The 21,311-nt window shown below is 52.5% G+C and carries 16 protein-coding genes and 2 pseudogenes; 10 read left to right on the forward strand and 8 right to left on the reverse strand.

The window, feature by feature from the left end:
- Window positions 1–317: 317 nt before the first annotated feature.
- The 3 genes from gmd to PsAD37_RS09865 all read left to right on the forward strand — a co-directional run bounded on the left by gmd (window position 318) and on the right by PsAD37_RS09865 (window position 2,831).
- Complete coding sequence (gene gmd, locus PsAD37_RS09855) at window positions 318–1,379, forward strand: GDP-mannose 4,6-dehydratase (protein WP_063296027.1); 1,062 nt, start codon at window positions 318–320, stop codon at window positions 1,377–1,379.
- Window positions 1,372–2,340: a GDP-L-fucose synthase gene (locus PsAD37_RS09860; RefSeq protein ID WP_063296004.1), complete on the forward strand. Its 969-nt coding sequence runs from the start codon at window positions 1,372–1,374 to the stop codon at window positions 2,338–2,340. The genes gmd and PsAD37_RS09860 overlap by 8 nt, the downstream gene beginning before the upstream one ends.
- 146 nt (window positions 2,341–2,486) lie before the next feature.
- On the forward strand, window positions 2,487–2,831 hold the full coding sequence (locus PsAD37_RS09865; RefSeq protein WP_063287656.1) for a RidA family protein: 345 nt from the start codon (window positions 2,487–2,489) through the stop codon (window positions 2,829–2,831).
- Window positions 2,832–3,607: 776 nt separating this feature from the next.
- Here PsAD37_RS09865 and PsAD37_RS09870 read toward each other — a convergent pair.
- Window positions 3,608–5,131 carry an acyl CoA:acetate/3-ketoacid CoA transferase gene (locus PsAD37_RS09870; RefSeq protein ID WP_063296005.1) on the reverse strand — a complete coding sequence of 508 codons (1,524 nt, stop codon included), beginning with the start codon at window positions 5,129–5,131 and terminating at the stop codon, window positions 3,608–3,610.
- Between the two features lie 210 nt (window positions 5,132–5,341).
- Between PsAD37_RS09870 and PsAD37_RS09875 the strand changes: the two genes are divergently transcribed.
- The 7 genes and pseudogenes from PsAD37_RS09875 to PsAD37_RS09905 all read left to right on the forward strand — a co-directional run bounded on the left by PsAD37_RS09875 (window position 5,342) and on the right by PsAD37_RS09905 (window position 13,896).
- Window positions 5,342–6,022 carry a YrbL family protein gene (locus PsAD37_RS09875; RefSeq protein ID WP_063296028.1) on the forward strand — a complete coding sequence of 227 codons (681 nt, stop codon included), beginning with the start codon at window positions 5,342–5,344 and terminating at the stop codon, window positions 6,020–6,022.
- A 233-nt stretch (window positions 6,023–6,255) separates the two neighbouring features.
- Window positions 6,256–7,545, forward strand: coding sequence for an MFS transporter (locus PsAD37_RS09880; protein WP_063296006.1), 1,290 nt, complete (start codon window positions 6,256–6,258; stop codon window positions 7,543–7,545).
- A gap of 114 nt (window positions 7,546–7,659) precedes the next feature.
- Window positions 7,660–8,817, forward strand: a complete 1,158-nt coding sequence (locus PsAD37_RS09885) for an iron-containing alcohol dehydrogenase (RefSeq protein WP_063296007.1) — start codon at window positions 7,660–7,662, stop codon at window positions 8,815–8,817.
- A gap of 28 nt (window positions 8,818–8,845) precedes the next feature.
- Entirely contained in the window at window positions 8,846–9,304 is a 459-nt protein-coding gene (locus PsAD37_RS09890; RefSeq protein ID WP_063296008.1) for a thioesterase family protein, read from the forward strand.
- A 228-nt stretch (window positions 9,305–9,532) separates the two neighbouring features.
- Window positions 9,533–11,929 carry a methyl-accepting chemotaxis protein gene (locus PsAD37_RS09895; protein ID WP_208991805.1) on the forward strand — a complete coding sequence of 799 codons (2,397 nt, stop codon included), beginning with the start codon at window positions 9,533–9,535 and terminating at the stop codon, window positions 11,927–11,929.
- 208 nt (window positions 11,930–12,137) lie between these two features.
- A pseudogene (locus tag PsAD37_RS09900) lies at window positions 12,138–12,824 on the forward strand (ATP-binding cassette domain-containing protein); the annotation flags it as partial.
- Between the two features lie 58 nt (window positions 12,825–12,882).
- Window positions 12,883–13,896 (forward strand): ABC transporter permease, encoded by a 1,014-nt coding sequence (locus PsAD37_RS09905; RefSeq protein WP_063296009.1) that lies wholly within the window; start codon window positions 12,883–12,885, stop codon window positions 13,894–13,896.
- Between the two features lie 124 nt (window positions 13,897–14,020).
- Here PsAD37_RS09905 and PsAD37_RS09910 read toward each other — a convergent pair whose 3' ends face one another.
- The 7 genes and pseudogenes from PsAD37_RS09910 to PsAD37_RS09940 all read right to left on the reverse strand — a co-directional run bounded on the left by PsAD37_RS09910 (window position 14,021) and on the right by PsAD37_RS09940 (window position 21,001).
- Window positions 14,021–15,082, reverse strand: coding sequence for a Gfo/Idh/MocA family protein (locus PsAD37_RS09910; RefSeq protein WP_063296010.1), 1,062 nt, complete (start codon window positions 15,080–15,082; stop codon window positions 14,021–14,023).
- 218 nt (window positions 15,083–15,300) lie between these two features.
- Window positions 15,301–16,017, reverse strand: a pseudogene (locus tag PsAD37_RS09915) (ABC transporter ATP-binding protein); the annotation flags it as partial.
- Between the two features lie 11 nt (window positions 16,018–16,028).
- Window positions 16,029–16,880: a carbohydrate ABC transporter permease gene (locus PsAD37_RS09920; protein ID WP_206599540.1), complete on the reverse strand. Its 852-nt coding sequence runs from the start codon at window positions 16,878–16,880 to the stop codon at window positions 16,029–16,031.
- A 9-nt stretch (window positions 16,881–16,889) separates the two neighbouring features.
- Entirely contained in the window at window positions 16,890–17,828 is a 939-nt protein-coding gene (locus tag PsAD37_RS09925) for a carbohydrate ABC transporter permease (RefSeq protein WP_063296011.1), read from the reverse strand.
- On the reverse strand, window positions 17,828–19,087 hold the full coding sequence (locus PsAD37_RS09930; protein ID WP_063296030.1) for a sugar ABC transporter substrate-binding protein: 1,260 nt from the start codon (window positions 19,085–19,087) through the stop codon (window positions 17,828–17,830). Before PsAD37_RS09930 ends, PsAD37_RS09925 begins: the two co-directional genes overlap by 1 nt.
- Before the next feature lie 28 nt (window positions 19,088–19,115).
- Window positions 19,116–20,279 carry a PLP-dependent transferase gene (locus PsAD37_RS09935; protein WP_063296012.1) on the reverse strand — a complete coding sequence of 388 codons (1,164 nt, stop codon included), beginning with the start codon at window positions 20,277–20,279 and terminating at the stop codon, window positions 19,116–19,118.
- The gene (locus tag PsAD37_RS09940; protein ID WP_063296013.1) at window positions 20,276–21,001 is read right to left on the reverse strand and encodes a FadR/GntR family transcriptional regulator; all 726 of its coding nucleotides are present in this window, start codon (window positions 20,999–21,001) and stop codon (window positions 20,276–20,278) included. The genes PsAD37_RS09935 and PsAD37_RS09940 overlap by 4 nt, the downstream gene beginning before the upstream one ends.
- Window positions 21,002–21,311 lie beyond the last annotated feature (310 nt).

The raw sequence follows: 21,311 nt of genomic DNA on the forward strand, positions 1-21,311 counted from the left end.
AGACCTCTTATCATGCCTCAAGTCAGGCAAAGCTGGACGGCTGCCAGGCAATTGGCGGCACCAATGGGTTTTTAGGTTCGGGATACCTCCCAAGGCGTTTGGGAGGGCGAGCTTGATACACGCTGCTTCGCGGTATTGCTAGTGAATTTTGACGGGACTTGGATATCTTTGTGGGTGAACATCAAAACCCGTTTAAAAACATATGGCTGCATAAACACCCAAAGAATACAGGGGTGTGTTTTCAGAATTGCGACAACAACCAATCTGCTTCTAGGTTCATGCTCTGTTTCCCTCAAATTTTTGAGCGTGCCATGGCCTTGCAGAAAACCGCTTTGATAACAGGTGTTACCGGACAGGACGGAGCGTATCTCAGTCGCTTTTTGCTGGATAAGGGATATGTGGTGCACGGCGTCAAACGCCGCTCTTCCAGCTTCAATACAGGCCGGATAGAGGGGATCTATCAGGATCCTCATGAGGATGATGCACGTTTCATCCTGCATTATGGCGACCTGACGGATGCCACCAACCTCATCCGCATCATGCAGGAGGTGCAGCCCGATGAGGTGTATAATCTTGGGGCGCAATCGCATGTGAAGGTGAGTTTTGAAACGCCCGAATACACCGCCAACAGCGATGCTTTGGGGGCTTTGCGATTGCTGGAGGCGATCCGCATCCTTGGCCTGGAGCAGAAAACGCGGTTTTATCAGGCTTCAACCTCGGAACTCTACGGTTTAGTGCAGCAAGTACCACAAAGCGAGACGACGCCATTCTACCCGCGCTCCCCTTATGCCGCGGCCAAGCTTTATGCCTACTGGATTGCGGTCAACTACCGGGAAGCCTACGGAATCCATGCAAGCAATGGCATTTTGTTCAATCATGAAAGCCCGCTGCGTGGTGAGACGTTTGTAACTCGTAAGATCACCCGTGCCGCCGCCGCAATCAGTCTGGGGCTGCAAGACAAACTCTACTTGGGTAACATCGATGCGACCCGGGATTGGGGACATGCGCGGGATTTTGTTGAAGGCATGTGGTCCATGCTGCAGCAGGATGTGCCAGATGATTATGTGCTGGCAACCGGCACCATGACATCAGTGCGCAAGTTTGCAGAACTGGCGTTTTCAAAATGCGGTATCACACTGGAATGGCAGGGGAGTGGAGTTGATGAGAAGGGGATCTGCTCTGCAAGTGGCCGGACCCTTGTTGAGATCGATCCACGCTACTTCCGCCCAGCAGAGGTGAACGAGCTCCTTGGTGATGCGAGCAAAGCGCGGGATAAACTCGGCTGGGAGGCGAAAACATCCCTCGAAACACTGATTGAGGAGATGGTGCAGGCAGACTTGCTGGAGGTGAAAGACGGTAGGATGCTCGAAGATGCCTGATCTCCAACCTGTTTGCTTTGACCTGACTGGAAAAACGGTTTTCGTAGCCGGGCACAAGGGCATGGTTGGCCAAGCCCTTATAAGACGGTTGGAGCGCGAGAAGTGCACTCTTTTGACTGCGGACCGGAGGCAAGTAGACCTCACCATGCAAGCAGAAACCCTAGCATTTTTGCAGGAAGCGAAGCCTGAGGTCGTGATTGTTGCTGCTGCCAAGGTGGGGGGCATTTGGGCAAACAATGAGTATCCTGCCGAGTTTCTTTATGAAAATTTGGCGATTGAAACCAACCTCATTCGTGGTGCCTTCGCAGCTGGCGTGCAAAAGCTCCTGTTTTTGGGATCATCCTGTATCTATCCAAAACACGCCCCGCAGCCGATAGAGGAGGGGGCATTGCTCTCTGGCCCTCTGGAGCCCACCAATGAATGGTATGCAATTGCCAAGATCGCAGGCTTAAAATTGTGTCAGGCCTTCAGGCGGCAATATGATTGTGATTTCATTTCTGCCATGCCAACCAACTTGTATGGGCCCGGTGACAACTTTGATCTGACAAGCAGCCACGTTTTGCCTGCCCTTATGCGCAAGGTGCACGAGGCGAAGATAAGCGGAGCTGAATCCTTTGAGATTTGGGGAACGGGTGCTCCGCGCAGAGAGTTTCTGCACTGCGATGATTGCGCGGATGCTCTGGTGCGTTTGCTCAAGACATACTCTGCAGAAGAGCACATCAATGTTGGCTTTGGTGCGGACATTTCAATTCTGGAACTTGCGCAACGGCTCTCCAAGGTTTTGGGTTATCAAGGTGCCATTACACAGGACACCTCCAAACCAGATGGAACTGCGAGAAAGCTAATGAGCTCAGCACGTCTGAAGCGGTTGGGGTGGGAACCATCCATCTCGCTGGATAAAGGAATTCGCCAAACCTATCAGTGGTTTTTGGAAAACGGGGTGCAGAAAGAGCTGGTTTAACGCAGCTTTCTCGAAAACACTTGGACACCCGCAAATGTCACAGTGAAATTAAGAGCAGTTTCAGTCATGGTATCTCGCTGAGATTGGGCGTTGGAGCGGATGTTGATCTCTGCATCCTTCTGCCCCTAAACCAAAAGGATAGCACCATGATTGAACGCATGCACACCAAGCAGCGTATGAGCAAGATCGTCAAGCACAACGGCACCGTTTATCTGTGTGGTCAGGTTGGCGTGCGCGGTGAAAGCATCAAAGAACAGACCGCAGAATGCCTGCGCCGTGTTGATGAACTGCTTGTTGAAGCAGGGTCCAGCCGCGAGCAGATCCTGCAAGCCATCGTCTGGCTCTCTGACATGCGCGATTTTGCTGAGATGAACGAAGTCTGGGATGCATGGGTGCCAGAAGGGCATGCTCCTGCACGCGCATGCGGTGAAGCCCGCCTTGCTTCTCAGGAACTGTTGGTGGAAGTCATCGTAACAGCGGCTTACGATTAAGACAGACAGGTGTTTGGAGCTGTTTTTGCTTGGTTTTATTCAACCAAGGGGCACAGTTCCATTCCTATGACTTCGCGAGTGCGCGCCTTGCTCATGTGCAGGGTGCGCTCTTAGGAGTGAAGCTGAGAGGCGCTTGTCCTCGCCATTTGCGACCATGGCAAATGTTAAAGTGAGCACGGCTTAGTGGATGACCACCACTACGTGATTTGCAGGCAAGCAGTCGTGCTCTTTGCGTAAAAGCGGGCAGCTATCAGGCAAAACTTATTCCCCTTTCCAAAATCTCTCGTACTCTGAATTTATGCCTACGTAACGGGCTACTGGCGGACCGTCCGTCAGTTTGTCGTAGGCTGGGTGGGGCTTCTGAGAGAAGTAACGTATCTTTCAGTGGTCCGGTGGAACCGATTTTCAAACGTGACCGCATGGTTTGAGAGGAAGGACCCAAGTCTGAAGGGCATCACGCGGTGGCAGACATGAGTGTTTTGAGAGGGAAACTTCTCGTTTCAATCATATTTGCCAGGGATCGAGGAACTGCCTGGACAGGGAAACCTGTCTGAGTAAGCCACTGTCCTTCCAGGAAACTGGCTATCGTGTCTGTCAGGATAAGAGGCGATGTTGTCCATATCAAAATGCCCGGGCAAGGCGACAGCCAATGCCGAAGACGCACTACCAATAAAATGCGCAGGCACTGCCTGCTCGCCTTGCTCCTCCAGTCTCTCGGGAATTTAAGCTCCACCACTGCCGGCAAAGCCGTGCGGTGCTCTTTGTGTTTGCGGCAATCATAATGCGTTGAAAATGTGCTCTGGCATTTTTCGCTGTATATCCACTTTGCAGGCAAACCCCATATGCGCCAGCACATCCCGCTTGGGTTTGATGCCGGGGGCAACCTCAGTCAGCACCAGCCCGTTGGGGCCCAGCTGAAAAACGGCACGCTCGGTCACATAAAGCACTTCCTGCCCGTTGGCTTTGGCATTCAGGGCATTGAAGGTGATGTGGTCGGTTTGCTCTACAAACTTTGTGTGGGTGCCATTGCGCGTCACTTTGAGTTTGTCTTTGCGGTACTCAACCTGTGAGCCCACGCCCGTCAGTAAACCGCAAAACACGAGCTTTCTGGCATTTTGTGAGATGTCGATGAAGCTGCCCGCCCCAACGATTTTGCCATTCACTTTGGAGAGGTTCACATTCCCATGCCGATCCACTTCACTCATGCCCAGAAAAGCAATGTCCAGTCCGCCGCCGCTATAAAAGTCAAACTGATCCAGTGAAGAAAGCAGTGCTTCAGACCCCAGAGCCGCGCCATACAGAGAATCTCCCAAAAACTGGCCGTTGTGATGCCCATGTTCGCAGGAGAGCCAGATCCTCTCCGCCAGCTGCTTGCGCTGCTCGGTAAAGCGAAGACCTGCAGGAACGCCAAAGCCGATATTCACGGCCGCGTTCTCGATCAGCTCCTCCGCCGCCCGGCGAGCAATCACCTTGCGGGCAACTTCGCTGGGTTCGTTTTGAACTCTGGCATGGGAGGGTTTTATATCCCCGCTGAGAGCCGGGCTGTAAGGCGTGTCATAGGCAATAGTCTGGCCGGGGGCCTCAACAATTGCATCCAGAAAAACGCCCGGAACCGCAACAGAGCGGGCAGGTAGGCTCCCGGTTTGCACCACGTTTCTCACCTGCGCAAAACAATGACCGCCACTGTTATGCGCAGCTGTCGTCAAGCTGAGACAATCAAGGGTGACAGCTTCTTCATCAAGGCTGAGATTGCCTTTCGTGTCTGCCGCAGACCCACAGATCAAGGCAAGGTCGATTTTGAACGGGCGGTACCGAAGATACTCCTGACTGTGCAGGTGAACCAATTCCACAAGCTCATGCTTGCAAGACTTGCTGCATTTGCCACCACCATGCCTGGGATCAACAAATGTCCCCAGTCCGGTGCGGGTGAAGAGACCGGGACGACCCGCACCAATCTCGCGGATCAACTGCTGAATAACCCCAGCCGGAAGGCAATAGGCTTCCAGCTTGTCTTGAGAGATCAGTTTTTGGAGGGAAGGAGTGAGAACGAAGTGAGACGTGATAATGCCGCGCAGCATTCCCTTGTGAGCAAACCGGTTCAGCCCCCGCTTGTCACCATCTCCGATGGAGAGCGAGTTGATGATGAATAGGTTTTTGGGGTGCCCTGTCGAAAGAAACCGCTGCTCAATGGCCTCCAGCAAAGCTTCCGGCGTTGCAAGGCCCCGTCCACAGCCGCCAATGACGATGGTGTCGCCATCTTCCACAAAAGCCGCAATTTCACGCGCACTGCAGATCTGCATCCTGCTGGTTCCCGGAGTTCGTGTCCGTTTTGTCTTTGAGCCAATTATCCCTCAAACCCTGAAAAGTCCGGTTAAGGCGCATGCAGATGAGATAAAGATCTTTAGAAGCAATACTTTAAGCATGTGTGGCAAGAAAGATGCTTCTCAAACCATTATAATTTGTTATGTAAGTGGCTCAAATTTACAAAAAAGACTGGCTTAAAGTTGACTGTGTTTCAGGACGATCAGGTGTTTCAGGTAGGAGAATTCATTCGTGGGGGCGGATTCCGCGACACCTATGAATGTGCGTCTGATCCAACGAAGCTCCTGAAGTTTGACCGGTACGAGGCTGGTGAGCGCAAAGTCAAAAGCCGCGGATTTTTGAAAGATCTGTTTCGGTCAGTGCGTGCGAAACTAGGTTACAAGAAGCAACGTTTAAGCGGCAATCAGGATGAGTTGCTGGGGTGGCAGCACATTCAAGACGTTGGGCTTGCTGGGCACCCCTCCTTTACGCATGTATTTGGAATGGTCGATACGAACCAAGGCCCAGCCTTGATGATCGAGAAGATTGATAACTTTGTTGACAATGAGATTCGCAGCGTTCGTGATTATTTGAAACATCATGATCGTATCCAGGACAGCGAACTTATTCGCGCGTTGATTGACTACTTTAAGATCTTACGTTCACACCACGTATCCTGTTTTGCTGATAGGCCTGAGAATATGGGTATTGTTGTCGATCAGGATGGCAAGAAATACATCAAGTGTTTCGACGTAAAAACCTACTTAGACCATCAACTTTTGCCGATTAACCAGATCGAATATTTTAAGAAAAGAAGAATAGAAAGACGTTTAGATCGCCACTTCGATAATCTGAGCGGAAAACAAACAAATGGCGGACGTAAAATATAGGCCAAGCTGAGTGGCTTGTTTTGCTAAACTGGCCACTGATTGAGAAAAGCCCACCTCATTTCTCACCTGCAGTTCGTTTGCTTTTTGCATTTCAACCAATTTTCTTCACCTATACGCGCCTTGTATCTGGGTTGGCTTCGGTTAAGCTGACGGGATTGCAAATTTGGTGAGCGCGATATTTTGAGCGCTGATTTTTCTGGTGTTATCAATCAATTGAAATTGGGGCGGGCTTCGTGGCGCAGAGTGAGGCAGTAAATACTTCCGTGTTGGCATTGTTTAAGCTGAGCGTGTTTCGTCGATTCTTTGGTGTTCTTGTTCCGGCAGCATTTGCAGACTGGATCGACTTTATCGCGATCATGGTGCTTGTGAGCTACAGTTGGGACATGGGAGCGACTGAAGTTGCCAGTGTCATCATGGCTGCGACCTTGCCTCGTGTGATCTTCGGCCTGCCAGCCGGTGTTCTGGTTGACCGGATTGGTGCTGGCCCTGTGCTGATCGCCGGTTTGCTTATCCGAGCCGGGTTGATGGTTGGCATGTTCTTCTTTGCAACCAGTCTTTCGCTTCTTATTGTTTTTGTGTTTTTGAAAGCCACAGTGTCAGCCGCTTTTATGCCTGCGCAGCAACTGGCGTTAAAGAAGATCGTGCCGTCAAACATGCTGACACAGGCGGTTAGCGTGGACCATTTCGTCATTCAATCGACCAAGATCTTTGCACCGGTTTTTGGAGGGGCTTTGCTCGCCGTGTGGAGCCCACATAATGTCTTTCTACTTGGTGGCGCTAGCTTTGCCGTGGCCTCTTTGATTTGCCTGAGCTTGTTAGGAGTGCTGAAAAAGGATGCTAAAGATGCCTCTGAGGAAAGTACCGAGAAAAGCAGTGTGGTTAATGATGCCAAGGTCGGACTGGCTTATCTTTGGAAAACACCGCGTCTCCTCTTAGGCATGGCGCTCATCTGCCTCTTTATATTCAGCGTCTTTCTTTATGAGGCTGTCCTGTTGCTCCTCATCAAGGAAACCGGTCAGCCAGAGAGTGCGGCTGGACCTATCCTGGGTTCGATTGGTGTTGGCGGGCTTATCGGAACTTATCTGACGGCCAAGATCGGCGATCGTGTCAACTTGCACCTTCTGATGGTGATTGGCTCTTTCTTCGGGGGCGCTCTCACCATAGTCGTGGGCTGGGTTCCGTTTAGTTCAGTGCCTTTTGGGATGCAGGAACAGATGGCTCTCTGGTTCGTTGCCGGCGCCTTCACCAGCTTTATCACGGTGCCATTTGGGGCGATCATTGTAAAGCAGACGCCTGAGCATTTGCTGGGGCGTATCACTTCCGTTGGGGAGATGCTGCAATCGGGGCTCACGTTGATTGCGATTCCGATCGGCGCCTTTTTGGCAGAGCAGTGGTTCATATCCATGCCCTTCTTTGCGGGCGGTGCTATTATGTGTGGTGGAGCGTTGATTGGGCTGTTTGCCGTACTTAACCTCGGCAAAGCGCCTGACGTGGAACCTGTGATTTCAGAGGAAGTTGTCTAAGCGTTCCATCAAGCAGTTACGACTTTAATTGCGCTCGACCTTGCTTGTTGGCTGAGGCATTCTCGCTGTATTGTTCAAATCTACCACCTGAGCTGAGCAATGAGGGGGAATGAAATGACAGGCTTTGTATTTAACACGGCAGCCAGCGTTGTATGTGAGCCCGGTGCGGTTCAAAAGCTGGATGAGCTTACGTTGAAGACTATCGGTAAGCGTGTTTTTCTGGTGAGTGACAAAGGACTGGTGAAGGCAGGTCTTGTTGAACCTGTGATTGCTCAGCTGGAAGCTGCTGGAACCAACGTCACCCTATTTGATGATGTTGTTGCTGACCCGGCAGAAGCCATCGTCTTGCAAGCTACAGACTTGGCCAAAGAGGCTGATGTGGATGGTGTTATCGGTCTGGGCGGCGGGTCCTCGCTGGATGTCGCCAAGCTTGTCGCATTGCTCGTTGGGGGAGGAGAGCAGCTCACTGACATCTACGGTGTTGGAATGGCTAAAGGGAAAAGATTGCCCCTGATCCTTATCCCGACAACGGCTGGCACAGGGTCTGAAGTGACGCCGATCTCCATCATCACGACGGGTGAGGCTGAGAAGAAGGGCGTTGTATCTCCGTTTTTATTGCCTGATGTGGCACTGCTGGATGCAGACCTCACAGTTGGGCTGCCTCCGCATGTCACGGCAGCAACTGGCATTGATGCGATGGTGCATGCAATTGAGGCCTACACGTCGACATCTGCAAACAACAACCCAGTGTCCAAAGTGCTGGCACAAGAAGCCTTGCGTTTGCTGGGTGCGAATATCGAGAAAGCCGTGAACACGCCGCAGGATAAAGAGGCGCGTTCCAATATGTTGCTCGGCTCTATGTTGGCAGGGCAGGCGTTTGCCAACTCTCCGGTAGCAGCTGTGCATGCGCTGGCTTATCCGATTGGTGGAATCTTTCATGTGCCTCATGGAGTTTCCAATGCGTTGGTTCTGCCGCATGTGATGCGGTTCAACCTGCCAACCTGTGCGCTGGCCTATGCTGAGCTTGCCCCTCTGATGTTCCCGGAACTTTCAGAGATTCCAGCGGATAATCGAGGCGGCGTGTTTGCAGACCGGTTGGCGGAGCTTTCCAAAGTTCTGGGTGTTGAAACAACGCTTCGCGAAGTGGGCATTGGTGAGAAGGACGTTGTGAAACTAGCCAGTGAAGCGATGAAGCAAACGCGGTTGCTGGTGAATAATCCACGTGAGGTGGATGAAGACAGTGCCTTGAAGATTTACCAGCAGGCTCTTTGAGAACGGATTGAAGCGGAGACCATAGACTATGAGCAAACCCAAAAAACCGGCTGCGTATACCCGTGCACATTACGCGTTCTTCAGTGATGTTCAGACCCGTTGGGAAGACAACGATGTTTATGGGCACATCAATAATGCGGTCTACTACAGTTATTTTGATAGTGCTGTGAACGCCTACCTCATCGAAAACGATGCTCTCAACATTCATGAGGGAGATGAAATCGGGGTGGTTGTGGAATCCGGTTGCCAGTATTTCTCTGAGATTGCCTACCCGGAAAAGATTGATATCGGGCTGAGTGTTGGGCACCTGGGCAATAGTTCAGTGCGATACGAACTGGCTTTGTTTGCGCAAGGCGCTGAGACTGCTGCGGCACAAGGATTTTTTACGCATGTGTACGTAGATCGCGCGACTCGCAGGCCTCAAGCGCTCTCTGGCAACCTGCGTACTGCACTTGAAGCGCTGCTATCTCAGGTTGCTGATTCTTAATTGGTAAAAATGTAATCATTTATTGTACTTATAATAAAGACATGACGAACGCATAAGATGATAAAACTTTCAGAAAGTACTCAGTTAACGTCATAGATACCCACGGGTTAACCACTGGTTGATATTTACAAGCATAAGATGCCGCCAAGTCATGGGCAATGACTTCTATTCGGGAGAAATCGGGTCATGAGGCGGGTCCTCCAGCTATTTGCTAATTTGCAGCTGTCGATGAAAATCGGTGGTGGCTTCATTATTGTACTCTTGCTTTCCGCTGCAGCTGGTGGGATCGGAATCTTTTCTATCTCTCAGCTCACCAAGCAAACAGAGATGACAAATGCAACCATGCGTTTAATGCAGGGCCTGCATGATACGACCTCAGCGCGTGAAACCTATCTGCGCAGCTTGAGCAAGTATGATGCAACCGCTGCTGCTGATGAGCTGAACTTGTTGGGCGCAGATCTGGAAGCTCTTCATGAGCAAGTTGTTGTTGATGGAAAAGATGGTACCGCCTTCGAAGAGACCCACGAAAATGTGCGGGCTCTGAAAGGCCTGTTCAGCCGCGTTCGCATGTCGACCGATATTCAGGAATCTCAGATTGCTAAGATGATGTCTGCTGTAGCTAAACTTCAGGTGATTGGCAAAAAGGTTCAGACTGACATCTCGAAGATTGCGGCTTCAGCCACTGAACAGGACAAGCTGGCCAAAGAGCAGCTGAAAGAAGCTGACAAAGCAGGCCGCCTTGTTGCGACTATTCAGAGTCAGGCGCTGAATATGCGTTACTTCTTCGTGAAGGCGACAACAAGCTCTGAAGAAGGCGCTCTGCGCAAAACGTTGCTCAGCGCTGCAAAGGCACGTCGCGAGATCAAGAAACTGCAGAAGATCCAGTTGTCTCATCTGGATGCCAAGGTTCTTCAAAGCCTTGCGGGTGTTGCGGACACGCTGGTTGATAAGTTAAAGGCTCTGCGCGATTCCACTGATTTCTCCGAGATGTATTCGCTGCGTCAGGACATTACTGCAAGTATTGATGTGCTCGGCGAAACGGCTCAGCTGGTCATCGGCTTTACCTATCGCTCCATTGATGACGCGAACAGGAAGCAGGCTGAAGCTGTTGACCGTAAGGAGCAGGTTGATGCTGCACTGGCCTCAGTTTCCAACGTCACACGTCAGACACTGGCTGTGAGCTCGTCTTCTCTTTCCTTCCTGCGTGCAGGTTCTGGTGTGAAGTCTGAGGAAGTCTCCAAGGAGATTGATCAGCTTGGCGCAGCAGGCCGCGAGTTTAAAACGGGTGTGAAAGACATCGAGGGTGGTGTGAAGGCATCTAAAGATGCCATCAAAGAAATCGCTGCGATCCGTTCTGGTTTTGGCTCAATGGCAAATGGTAAGAAAGAACTTGCCAGCCTTGTTACAAAGCTCACTGAGCAGTCTGAAACGGTTCAGGGCCAGATCATTGACATTGCTGCACTTGAAGCTGAACATGCGAGCGCGGCTGGTGATCTTGCAACCAATCTGATTGCGACGACCGTTGCTGTTGGTCTTGCACTTGGTGCGTTGATTGCACTGGGTCTGTCTCTTGCCATCACTCGTCCTACCAAACGTCTGACCGGCATCATGGAGCGTCTGGCAGATGGCGATACTGATGTTGAGATCGCCGGTGTAAAGCGTAAAGACGAAATTGGCGACATGAGCCGTACAGTTCAGGTCTTCCGCGACAATGCTCTTGAACGTGCGCGTTTACGCGAAGAACAGACACATGTTGCTGAAAAGGATGCTGAAAAGCAGCGCGAAATTGAGCAGTTGATCTCTGACTTCAGAAACACAGCTGCGAACTTGCTGACCTCTGTGAATGACAGCATGGGTGAGATGGGTGAGACTGCCAGCGTGATGGCAGATCTTGCTCGTGGAACTTCTGATCAGACAGAACGGGCAGCGGCCTCTTCAACTGATGCTGCAAACAACGTGCAGATGGTTTCTGCCGCAGCTGAAGAGCTGAGCAGTTCCATTGAGGAAATTGCACGTCAGGTGAGCGCGACAACCTCCGTTGTTGCCAAAGCAACTGAGAGTGCGCACGTTTCCAACGACCGCATCAATGAGCTGGCCGATGCCACAGTCAAGATTGGTGAGGTTGTCGGGCTGATTCAGGCAATCGCCGAGCAGACCAACTTGCTGGCTTTGAATGCGACCATTGAAGCAGCGCGTGCTGGAGAAGCCGGTAAGGGATTCGCAGTCGTTGCGGCTGAGGTGAAGGAACTTGCCAACCAGACGTCCAAGGCCACAGAGGAAATTAGTTCCCAGGTCTCTGCGATTCAGAACTCCACGACAGATGCTGTAACCTCCATCGAGGGCATCTCGCATACAATGGATGAGGTTACCGCATTTACCTCTGCAATTGCGACGGCTGTTGAGCAGCAGGGGGCCGCGACAACTGAGATCAGCCGCAACGTGCAGGAAGCTGCTGTGGGAACATCCAGCGTAAACGAGAATATGACGCTGGTCTCTGATGCTGTGAGTGAAACCAACACTGCGTCCTCACGTGTGCTGACAGCCTCTACAGAGGTGACTGAAAGTACGCGTGCGCTTGGCAGAGAAGTTGATGACTTCCTGACCGCGGTTGCGAAAGTCGGCTAACACACTTCAAAATTTTGAAAATTGAGAGGCAGCTTAGATATTCTAAGCTGCCTTTTGTTGTAAGCAAAATAAACCTCCACCACCGGTGGAGGACTGGAAGAGTTCTACATTTTCAGTAAGAGACCTCCCTGCTTAGGCCATTGGCGTGGCCTTTTTACATTTGAGCAGGGAGGTTTTTTATGGATACCGATCACCTTTGGACTGATCAGGCGTGTTCGAGAACGTGAACTTCGATCTGCGTGCAGGTGAAATTCTCGGCGTTGCAGGTCTGGTGGGCTCAGGTCGCACCAACGTGGCAGAGACCATCTACGGCGTGACCCCGGCAACGGGGGGCAGCATCAGCGTGTTCGGCGAGACGGTTGAGATCAAAACGCCAGCAGAGGCCATGGGTCACGGTATGGCGTTGCTGACCGAGGACCGCAAGGACACCGGTCTGTTCATGATGCTCGACATTCAGGAGAACATGCAGATCGCGCTTCTCAGTCAGGATCATGTGAAAGCCGGGTTTGTGGCCGAAAGCGCTGTCTCCAAGCTGTGCACGGAAATGAGCGAAGCCCTTCGCGTTAAAACACCGGGCATGAACGAGCGCATCGAGAACCTGTCTGGGGGCAACCAGCAGAAGGTTCTGATCGGTCGCTGGCTGCTGACCAAACCTCGCATCCTCATTCTGGATGAGCCAACCCGCGGCATCGACGTGGGCGCCAAGGCTGAAATCCATAAGCTCATTACCAAACTGGCCGGTGAGGGCGTTGCTGTTCTCATGATCTCCTCCGAGATGCCGGAGGTGCTGGGCATGAGTGACCGCGTGATGGTGATGCATGAGGGACATGTCACCGGAATTCTGGATCGAGCTGAAGCAGATCAGGTCAGCGTTATGCGCCTTGCTTCCAACTAAGATTTTTCATGCGCGGCAGCTTTAAGCGCCCGACGCAGAGATTGAAAGGACTTGCCAGATGGCAAATGCAACTGATGTAGCTGAGACAAATGCTCCAGCTCGAAAACTGCCGGTAGAGGCTAACATCTTCCTCGTATTGATCGGCATTGCAGTCTTTTTTGAAATTCTGGGCTGGATTGTGAAGGGCGACACCTTCCTGTTTAACCCACAGCGCCTGCTGATTATGGTTCTGCAGGTTTCCATCATCGGCCTTCTGGCCATTGGCGTGACGCAGGTGATCATCACCGGCGGTATTGACCTGTCCTCAGGCTCAGTGCTTGCGCTTTCGGCCATGGTGGCCGCCAGTTTTGCGCAAACCTCTGACTATACCCGGGCCGTCTTTCCAATGTTCACGGACATGCCGTTCCTCGTACCAGTATTGGCTGGTATCGCCGTCGGGGCCTTAGCCGGGTTCATAAACGGGTCGTTGATAGCCTACACGGCCATCCCTCCGTTTATCGCAACTCTGGGCATGATGGTAACAGCGCGCGGTCTGGCACGTTACTACACCAAGGGTCAGCCGATCAGCTTGCTTTCTGAAGAGTACATGTGGCTGGGTTCCGGCACCATTCCGGTGATCATCTTCCTGATGGCCGCGTTTATCTTCCACATTGCCCTGCGTTTCACCCGTTACGGCAAATTCACCTATGCAACAGGTGCAAATGTTCAGGCGGCAAAAGTCTCCGGCATCAACGTTGGTCGTCACCTGATCAAAGTGTACACCCTTGCTGGTTTGCTGGCTGGTCTAGGCGGTGTGGTTGCCGCAGCCCGAGCTGGCAGTGGACAGGGAGGTATGGGCCTTGCATATGAGCTTGACGCCATCGCTGCAGCTGTTATTGGCGGAACAAGTCTTGCAGGCGGCGTTGGTCGCATCACAGGCACCGTCATCGGAACCATTATTCTGGGTACAATGATGAGTGGTTTCACGTTCCTTGGTATTGATGCTTACATCCAGGACATCGTGAAAGGTGGTATCATTGTAGCTGCAGTGGTTGCGGATCAGTATCGCCAGCGCAAGCGGGCCAAGGTCTGATCAAACCGCGAAAGAATTTAGGCTAAAACCTCCCACGGATGATGCCTAATACCCGAGCAGGAGAGCCCTCGTCCGGCCTCCTGCTCATTTTTTATCTGCAGAGTTTTGGGCAGTGAGCCACCTGTCAGATATAGGCCTTCGACAGCTCCGCCTCACGCACATCAACCTTTGATCCAGTGCGGGAAGAGCTCTCAATCGCCTCAATGAGCGCATGCACCATCAGCGCATCATGACCGGTTACTTTCGGGTCGCGGTGTTCAATGATGCTGAGGGCGAAATCGTCAATAAGATCCCGGTGCCAGTCAGATGGAAACGCCATTGGGTTAGCCCCGCCGCCCGTTCCATCCTTCGTCCCGCTGCGTTCACCAAACACATCGATAGACCCGTCGCGATACGTCACCGTCAGCTTGCTGCCCTCCAGATGGGCAGAGGCCTTTGAACCATCCAGTACCAGCGTTTCTTTTGCATCGGGAAAGGTAGCTGTGGTCGCCATGATGGACCCCACAGCCCCGCTGTGAAACTCAATACCAGCCGTGGCGAAGTCTTCAGCCTCCATCTTATGTGCCGTGGTGGTTGCACACATCGCCTGCACGGATTTTGCCGGGCCGGTCAGGCTCAGCATCAGATCCAGCACATGAATGGCTTGCGTGATCAACACGCCTCCACCGTCCCGCGCATATGTTCCACGGCCTGACTGATCATAATAGGCCTGATCCCGCCACCACGGGATGTTCGCCCGTACCAGATGGATATCGCCCAAAGCCCCCTCTGAAAGCAACGTCCTCAGCTGCTTTGCACCTTCGCGGAAGCGGTGTTGAAACACGACACCGTATTTGACGCCAGCATAGTCGCAGAGCTCAACCAGTTCAGCCGCAGCATCATAGGTCCGTTCCAGCGGTTTTTCTGTCAGGATGTGTTTGCCTGCACCGGAGAAAAGCTCAACCAGTTCGTGGCGTTGATCGGGCGGGGTCAGCAGAAGGACCGCGTCAATCTCCGGATCACCGGCAATCTGCTCGGGGCTGTCAAAGCATGGCCAGCCGTATTGCTGAGAGACAGCCTCTGCCCTGGCTTTTGTTCGGGTATAAAGACCTGCGACTTCAATGTGATTTCTCAGCAGGTCAAGCGCTTCCAGATGTGGTTTTGCGGCCATTCCCAAACCAACGACGGCCAGACTGATCGAGGGCATTCAGAGGAATTCCTTCTGCGGTACATATATCAGGCAGTATTTATACCAGTTTAGGTTGCCCCAGAAGAACGTGGAAACCCTGAGTCCAGAAAAACGGTTCGTTGCCGCAGCAACGAACCAGTTCAGGGGAACTTATACAGGAGACTCCAGCCGCATTTCTGTCCGAGCATTAAACATATGCAGCTTTTCTTTAATGTAAGACACGTGAACCTGCGTGCCTTCAGCGATATCAGGCCGGTCGAGTGTGAAGATTTTAAGGCTGGCTTGTCGTAGATTTCCAGCGGCGTGCCAACCTGCTGAATATATCCATCATGCATGGCGACGATTCTGTCGGCCATGGTCATGGCTTCAATCTGATCGTGTGTCACATAAATAGACGTGGCATTGAGCTTGCGATGCAGCTTGCGGATTTCCGAGCGCATTTGCTCGCGAAGGCGCGCATCCAGATTGGAAAGCGGCTCATCGAATAAAAACGCTTGCGGGTCACGCACAATCGCCCGCCCCATAGCAACGCGCTGACGTTGACCGCCAGAGAGCGCTTTGGGACGCCGCTCCAGAAGACCGTTCAGACCCAGAATGCTGGAGACCCCATTAACCGCACTGGCGATCTTCTCCTTCGGTGATTTGCGAAGGGTCATCGCATAGCTGATGTTTTCCTCCACACTCATATGCGGATAGAGCGCATAAGACTGGAACACCATTGCGATATCCCTGTCTCGCGGCGGCAAATCATTGATGATCCGCTCGTTGATCGAGATTGAGCCCGATGTTACTTCCTCCAGCCCCGCAATCATACGCAGCAAGGTGGATTTGCCACAGCCTGACGGACCAACCAGCACAATGAACTCACCATTCTGAATGTTCAGGTCAATACCGTGCAAAACAGCGGTGTTTCCGTAGGATTTGGTTGACTCGGTGATTTGAATAGAAGCCATAGGGTACCTCGTTATCCTTTGACCGCACCGGCGGTAAGACCCTGCACCAGATAACGCTGGATGAGGAAGAAGAAGATTGCCGCTGGAATGAGTGCCAGGAAGCCTGCTGCCATCATCTGCCCAAAATCGACAGAGAACTTGGAGACGAACGTGAGCAAGCCAACCGGAAAGGTGACTGCATCCGGACTGCTGACCAGCATGAGCGCAAAGAGCAGCTCGCTCCACGCTGCGGTGAACACAAAGCCAAGCGTGGCTGCAATGCCCGGCAGGGTGAGCGGGAAGATGATCTTCACCAGCGCCCCAAAGCGGGTATTGCCGTCAATCATGGCTGCTTCTTCAAGGTCTTTGGGAATGCCATCAAAAAACGACTGCATCAGAAAGGTCGCAAACGGAACGTTGAAGGCCGTGTAGACCACCACAAGTCCAAGCAGACTGTCCGTCAGCCCCAGCGGCGTGAGAATGCGGAAGATCGGTGCAATCAGCATGACCAGCGGGAACATCTGTGTGACCAGCATCAGCACGATGATGACTGCCTTACCGCGATAATGAAACCGTGAGAATGAATAGCCTGCCGCCGCTGCAATCAGCGTGGAAATGAAAGCGGTTGAGCCTGACACGATAGCCGAGTTGATAAAGAACTGCGGAAAGTCCGTATCTGTCATCACCTGCGTGAAGTTGGTCCACGTCATTTCTGAGGGCCACATACGGATGCCCTCTGAGTAAAGCAATTTAGTCGGTGTCACCGCGACCTTGAACAGCCAAAAAAGCGGAAACAGCGCAAAGAACAGATAGCAGGCGAGCAGGCCGTAATGGACACTCCAGTCCACCACCCGTTGGCCCTTTGATTTTGCATAGTATGCCATAACAGAGCCTCAGGTTTCGCGCAGCAGACTGCGTCTGATGAAGATGATGGAGACGGCATAGGCCATCAACAGAACCAGCAGCACAGCCGCAATTGCGGAGGCATAGCCAAAGTCCAGACGGCGGAAAGCCTGCGTGAAGATGTAACTGGAGACGATCTGCGTTGAATCTGCCGGTCCGCCATTGGTCATGACGATAATGAGATCCGCAAAGTTGGCGATCCAGATGGTGCGCAGCATCAGCGTAATCGCGATGGTCGGCGCCAGAAACGGCAGCGTGATACTGACAAACTGTTGCTTGCGGCTCGCGCCATCGATGGATGCTGCCTCGTAAATCTCACCTGGAATGGATTGAAGCGCAGCCAGCAAAGTGATCGCAAAAAACGGGATACCGAACCAGATGTTGGCAATGATCGGTCCCCACATGGCGAGGTCAGGATCTGACAGAATATTGGTTGGTTCGCTCAGAATACCAAGCGTAAACAGCCATTGGGGCAGGGGGCTGATGACCGGATTGAACATCCATGCCCAGTTGAGGCCAGACAGGAATGCAGGCACCGCCCATGGCAGAAAAACAAGCGACTGGATGATACGCCGTCCCGGAAAAGTGCGGTTGAGCAGCAGAGCGAGGGTTAACCCCAGAAAGAATTGAAAGAACAGTGAGCTGACTGTCCACCAGAAGGTATTGTAAAGGGCGTTATGGAAGTTCTGGTCGTGCCAGATCGCCTCAAAATGCGCAAAGCCCACATAACCACCGCTGAACGGGTTGAGGATGCGGATATCTCTGACTGTGTAGGTCAGGCCAACCACCAGCGGCACCATCATCACAGTCACCAACAGCACAATGGCAGGGGCTGCGTAAAAGTAAGGCTCAAATCGGGATAGGAATCTGCGGGAAGTCACACCCTGCCGACTGGCAGGGTGTGTTCCAAGGTCTGTGGCAGCTGTCATCACTGTTTAGCCAGCCACTTTTTCTGTGCTGTTGTGAGGTAATCCCCCCACTCCTTGCCAAGCTCTTCCGCAGACTTGCGACCCAGCAGAGCCTCCTGACTGGTGCGGATGGAGATGGAATCTTTGAAGAACGCAAATTCTTCAAGGTGTGTTGGCATTGTCAGCGGGTGGACGTCCGGATCGGACAGCTCTTCGAACCAGCCAGCAAACTGCGGCGTGTTGTAGTGTGGATCACTTTCTGCATCTTTGTAGATCGGCAGAGTTCCCACACGCTTGGACCACTCAAGGTTCGCATCACGGCTTTGAAGCTTCGCAATCAGCTTCCAGGAGGCGTCTTTGTCTTCGCTGTCAGCAAACATGGACCAGCCCGCATACCCGATGGTTGGGTAGGCCTTGCCATTTGGACCTTTTGGCATGGTGGTCACACCGAAATCATTCGGGTCCATGCGCTGCGAAATGCCAATGAGTGCATCCGGATCCTGATCAAGCATGGCACATGTGCCGGAGTAGAAGCCTGCCACGATCTCGTTGAAGCCCCAGTTCAGGCTGTCTTTTGGTGCAAGACCATCTTGATAGAGGTCCACCATGAACTGTGCACCCTTGATCCACGCATCCGTGGACATGATGCTGTTGCCTTCCTCATCGAAGAACTGATCTGTGCCAGCTGCTGTTGCCCCAAACACGGCCCAGCCATTCAAACCGCCAGAGCCACCGCGCAGACAGAAGCCGTACTTGCCTGGAAGAGCCGATACTTTTTCAGCTGCATCACGGAAGTCATCCAATGTCACAGGTCGATTTTCAACACCCGCTTCCTTGAAGAGCTTCTTGTTGTAAAACATGGCGCGCAGATAGAAACCGTAGGGCAGCATGTAAGCTGTACCGGAACCACTGCGTGCCATCTCAATGGTGCGGGCATTCAGCTTGTCGGTGCCATCCCAGCTCTTCAGGTAGGGCTCAAGGCTTTCCAAAGCGCCGTTATTGGCATAAAGCGCGGCCCATGTGTCTGGCATTTCAACCACATCCGGCGTCTGACCAGCAGAAACCATGGTCGCGAACTTCTCGAAAGCCTGTCCCCAAGGCAACGAGATGATTTCGACATTGGTGCCCGGGTTTTCCGCTTCAAACTGCGAAACGATACTCTGCAAAACCTTGGTACGTTCCGGGCTTGTGATCACCTCCACCAGTCGAAGATTGGTTTCAGCAGCTGTCGGACCTGCAATAGCTGTTGCCACAAGACTTGCGGCCAATAATTTCTTCAAACTCATAATTGCCTCTCCTCTAGCAATGTTATTCTGATGCTGCCCCTAACGCTTCTTCGAGGTCCCCCCAGAGATCCTCAGGGTCTTCAAGGCCAACATTCAGGCGAACGACGTGCGGTGACACGCCAAAGAATGCGGTTGAGTTTGGTCCTCCCGATTGAATGAGAGAGGCCTGCGCAGGGCAAATCAGGCTTTCATGCCCGCCCCAACTCACACCCATTTTGAAAATTTTCAGGTGATTACACAGTGCTTCGACGCTGACATTGTCTGCCAGTTCAATTGAAAAGAGACCGGAGGTTCCACGCAGGCCAGGATGGGCCTTATTCTGGAACGCCGGATGAAAAACAGTTTTCACGCGAGGATGTTCAGCCAGTCGCTTGGCAATCTCCATCCCAGCCTGCTCATGGGCTTTCATACGGATTGGCAGTGTCCGCAGGCCGCGCAACAACAACCACGCCTCAAACGGTGCGATCTTGCCGCCCAGATACTGGGTCACTTCCCCGCGAATTTGCGCCACACGCGCAGCAGACGTGGCGATCACCCCCGCAACCACATCACTGTGGCCACTGATGTACTTGGATGCAGAATGGACCACAATATCGCAGTCCAGTTTGATCGGATTCTGGAAGATGGGTGAAGCCCAGCTGTTGTCAATGATCGTTGCGACACCGGCTTCCTGGGCCCGTGCGCACAACGCTTTCACATCATGGGCCTCCATGATCCAGCTGGTCGGGCTTTCCAGATAAAACAGAGCATGCCCGGGCAAGGCAGCTTCAACCGTCGCCAGATTGCCGCCATCGATGTAATCAACGCTCACACCAAACTTGCGCAGGAAGATTTCAAAGAAACGGAAAGTATCTGGATAAACATGTTTGACGGACAAGATCCGGTCACCGGGTTTCACCACAGACAGGATGGCTGATGAAATAGCGGCCATACCACTGGAAAGCGCGAGTGCATCTTCAGCGCCCTCCAGCTTGGCAATCTTCTCCTCAAACGCACGGACGGTTGGATTAATGCCGCGCGTATAAACCGGGCGGTTGATCTTGCCCGCGAAGGTTTCACACATCTCCTGATAGGAAGAGAACGTGAAAAGCGAGTTTTGAAAAATAGGTGGCACGACTGCATCCGCAAAGGATGTTTCATCATGCGCCACGATTGTTGCTGTGTCCTCCCCCCACAGGTCGATCATACTGCGTCCGTTTCCTGTGCCATTTGCACAATATCTTCTTCAACCACGCTCAAAATTTCCAAGGTATGTTTGCGGGCCATCTCCGTGTCTCCAGCGGCAACGGCGTCAAATAATTGTCGGTGAAATGGAAAAGACCGTCCGGCAAAATCTTTGCGGTCGAACGGCATATCAAAAAAGCTCTCAAAAGATTCCCGCATCTGCTGCAACAACTGCTCAAACAGCGGATTGCCTGCAGCACGGTAAATAGACAGGTGAAACTCAAGGTCTTCCGGGCCAGCTGTCCCATTAAGGTGATGGACCGACTCCATGTGCTCTAACTTGGTGCGCATCTCGTCAATCTCTTCCGGCGTTGCCCGCTTGGCTGCCAGAATAGAGGCTTCAACTTCAAGCGCCCGGCGCACTTCCAGCGTTTGCAACAGGCCATCACGCTTGGTTGCAATGGACAGCGGCAGGTAAACGGTTTTCTCGGAGAGCGGGCGCTTTAGATATGTCCCTGACCCACGGCGGATCTCCACGATCCCCAACGCTTGCAAATGGCGGATCACCTCACGAATGGACGAGCGGCCAACCTTCAGGCCGTTCATCAGCTCTCGTTCCGTGGGCAATCTGTCACCGGGCTGCAAGCCTTCCTCCACGATGAAATCTGTCAGCGATTGCAGAATTGCGTCGCTTCTGTCCTCGGTCTTGATTGGCCGAATTTTATTATTGGATGGGCTTGGCACATTAGGCTCCGCACAGATGTCTATTTGATTTCGTCTGCCATCAGACGTCAGACCAATTTTAGAAACAGGAATCTGCGCTTGTAAATACCTACTGTGTACAACCACTGATTTATCGCAGTGCACCCAGAGGGAAATCTGTGAGATATCAGAGAGCTGCGGCGGGTATATTAATGTGGTAGGAAGCGGCTGATTTGGAGGGAATTATAGAAAAGATTGGCCTGCACGGGCGCAGACTCGTCCATTGCAATTGATAATGAAATTAATCTGAAGGCTTCAGCTCACAAACACGAGCCGCAAAATATTTTAAGAA

The sequence above is a fragment of the Pseudovibrio sp. Ad37 genome, assembly GCF_001623075.1.
GTDB lineage: Bacteria > Pseudomonadota > Alphaproteobacteria > Rhizobiales > Stappiaceae > Pseudovibrio.

What these genes read in the sequence shown, in the direction of transcription:
- PsAD37_RS09860 (WP_063296004.1), top strand. Translation starts at nt 1,372, where the DNA reads ATGCCTGATCTCCAACCTGTTTGCTTTGACCTGACTGGAAAAACGGTT.
- PsAD37_RS09865 (WP_063287656.1), top strand. Translation starts at nt 2,487, where the DNA reads ATGATTGAACGCATGCACACCAAGCAGCGTATGAGCAAGATCGTCAAG.
- PsAD37_RS09870 (WP_063296005.1), bottom strand. Translation starts at nt 5,131, where the DNA reads ATGCAGATCTGCAGTGCGCGTGAAATTGCGGCTTTTGTGGAAGATGGC.
- PsAD37_RS09885 (WP_063296007.1), top strand. Translation starts at nt 7,660, where the DNA reads ATGACAGGCTTTGTATTTAACACGGCAGCCAGCGTTGTATGTGAGCCC.
- PsAD37_RS09890 (WP_063296008.1), top strand. Translation starts at nt 8,846, where the DNA reads ATGAGCAAACCCAAAAAACCGGCTGCGTATACCCGTGCACATTACGCG.
- PsAD37_RS09895 (WP_208991805.1), top strand. Translation starts at nt 9,533, where the DNA reads ATGAAAATCGGTGGTGGCTTCATTATTGTACTCTTGCTTTCCGCTGCA.
- PsAD37_RS09905 (WP_063296009.1), top strand. Translation starts at nt 12,883, where the DNA reads ATGGCAAATGCAACTGATGTAGCTGAGACAAATGCTCCAGCTCGAAAA.
- PsAD37_RS09910 (WP_063296010.1), bottom strand. Translation starts at nt 15,082, where the DNA reads ATGCCCTCGATCAGTCTGGCCGTCGTTGGTTTGGGAATGGCCGCAAAA.
- PsAD37_RS09920 (WP_206599540.1), bottom strand. Translation starts at nt 16,880, where the DNA reads ATGGCATACTATGCAAAATCAAAGGGCCAACGGGTGGTGGACTGGAGT.
- PsAD37_RS09925 (WP_063296011.1), bottom strand. Translation starts at nt 17,828, where the DNA reads ATGACAGCTGCCACAGACCTTGGAACACACCCTGCCAGTCGGCAGGGT.
- PsAD37_RS09935 (WP_063296012.1), bottom strand. Translation starts at nt 20,279, where the DNA reads ATGATCGACCTGTGGGGGGAGGACACAGCAACAATCGTGGCGCATGAT.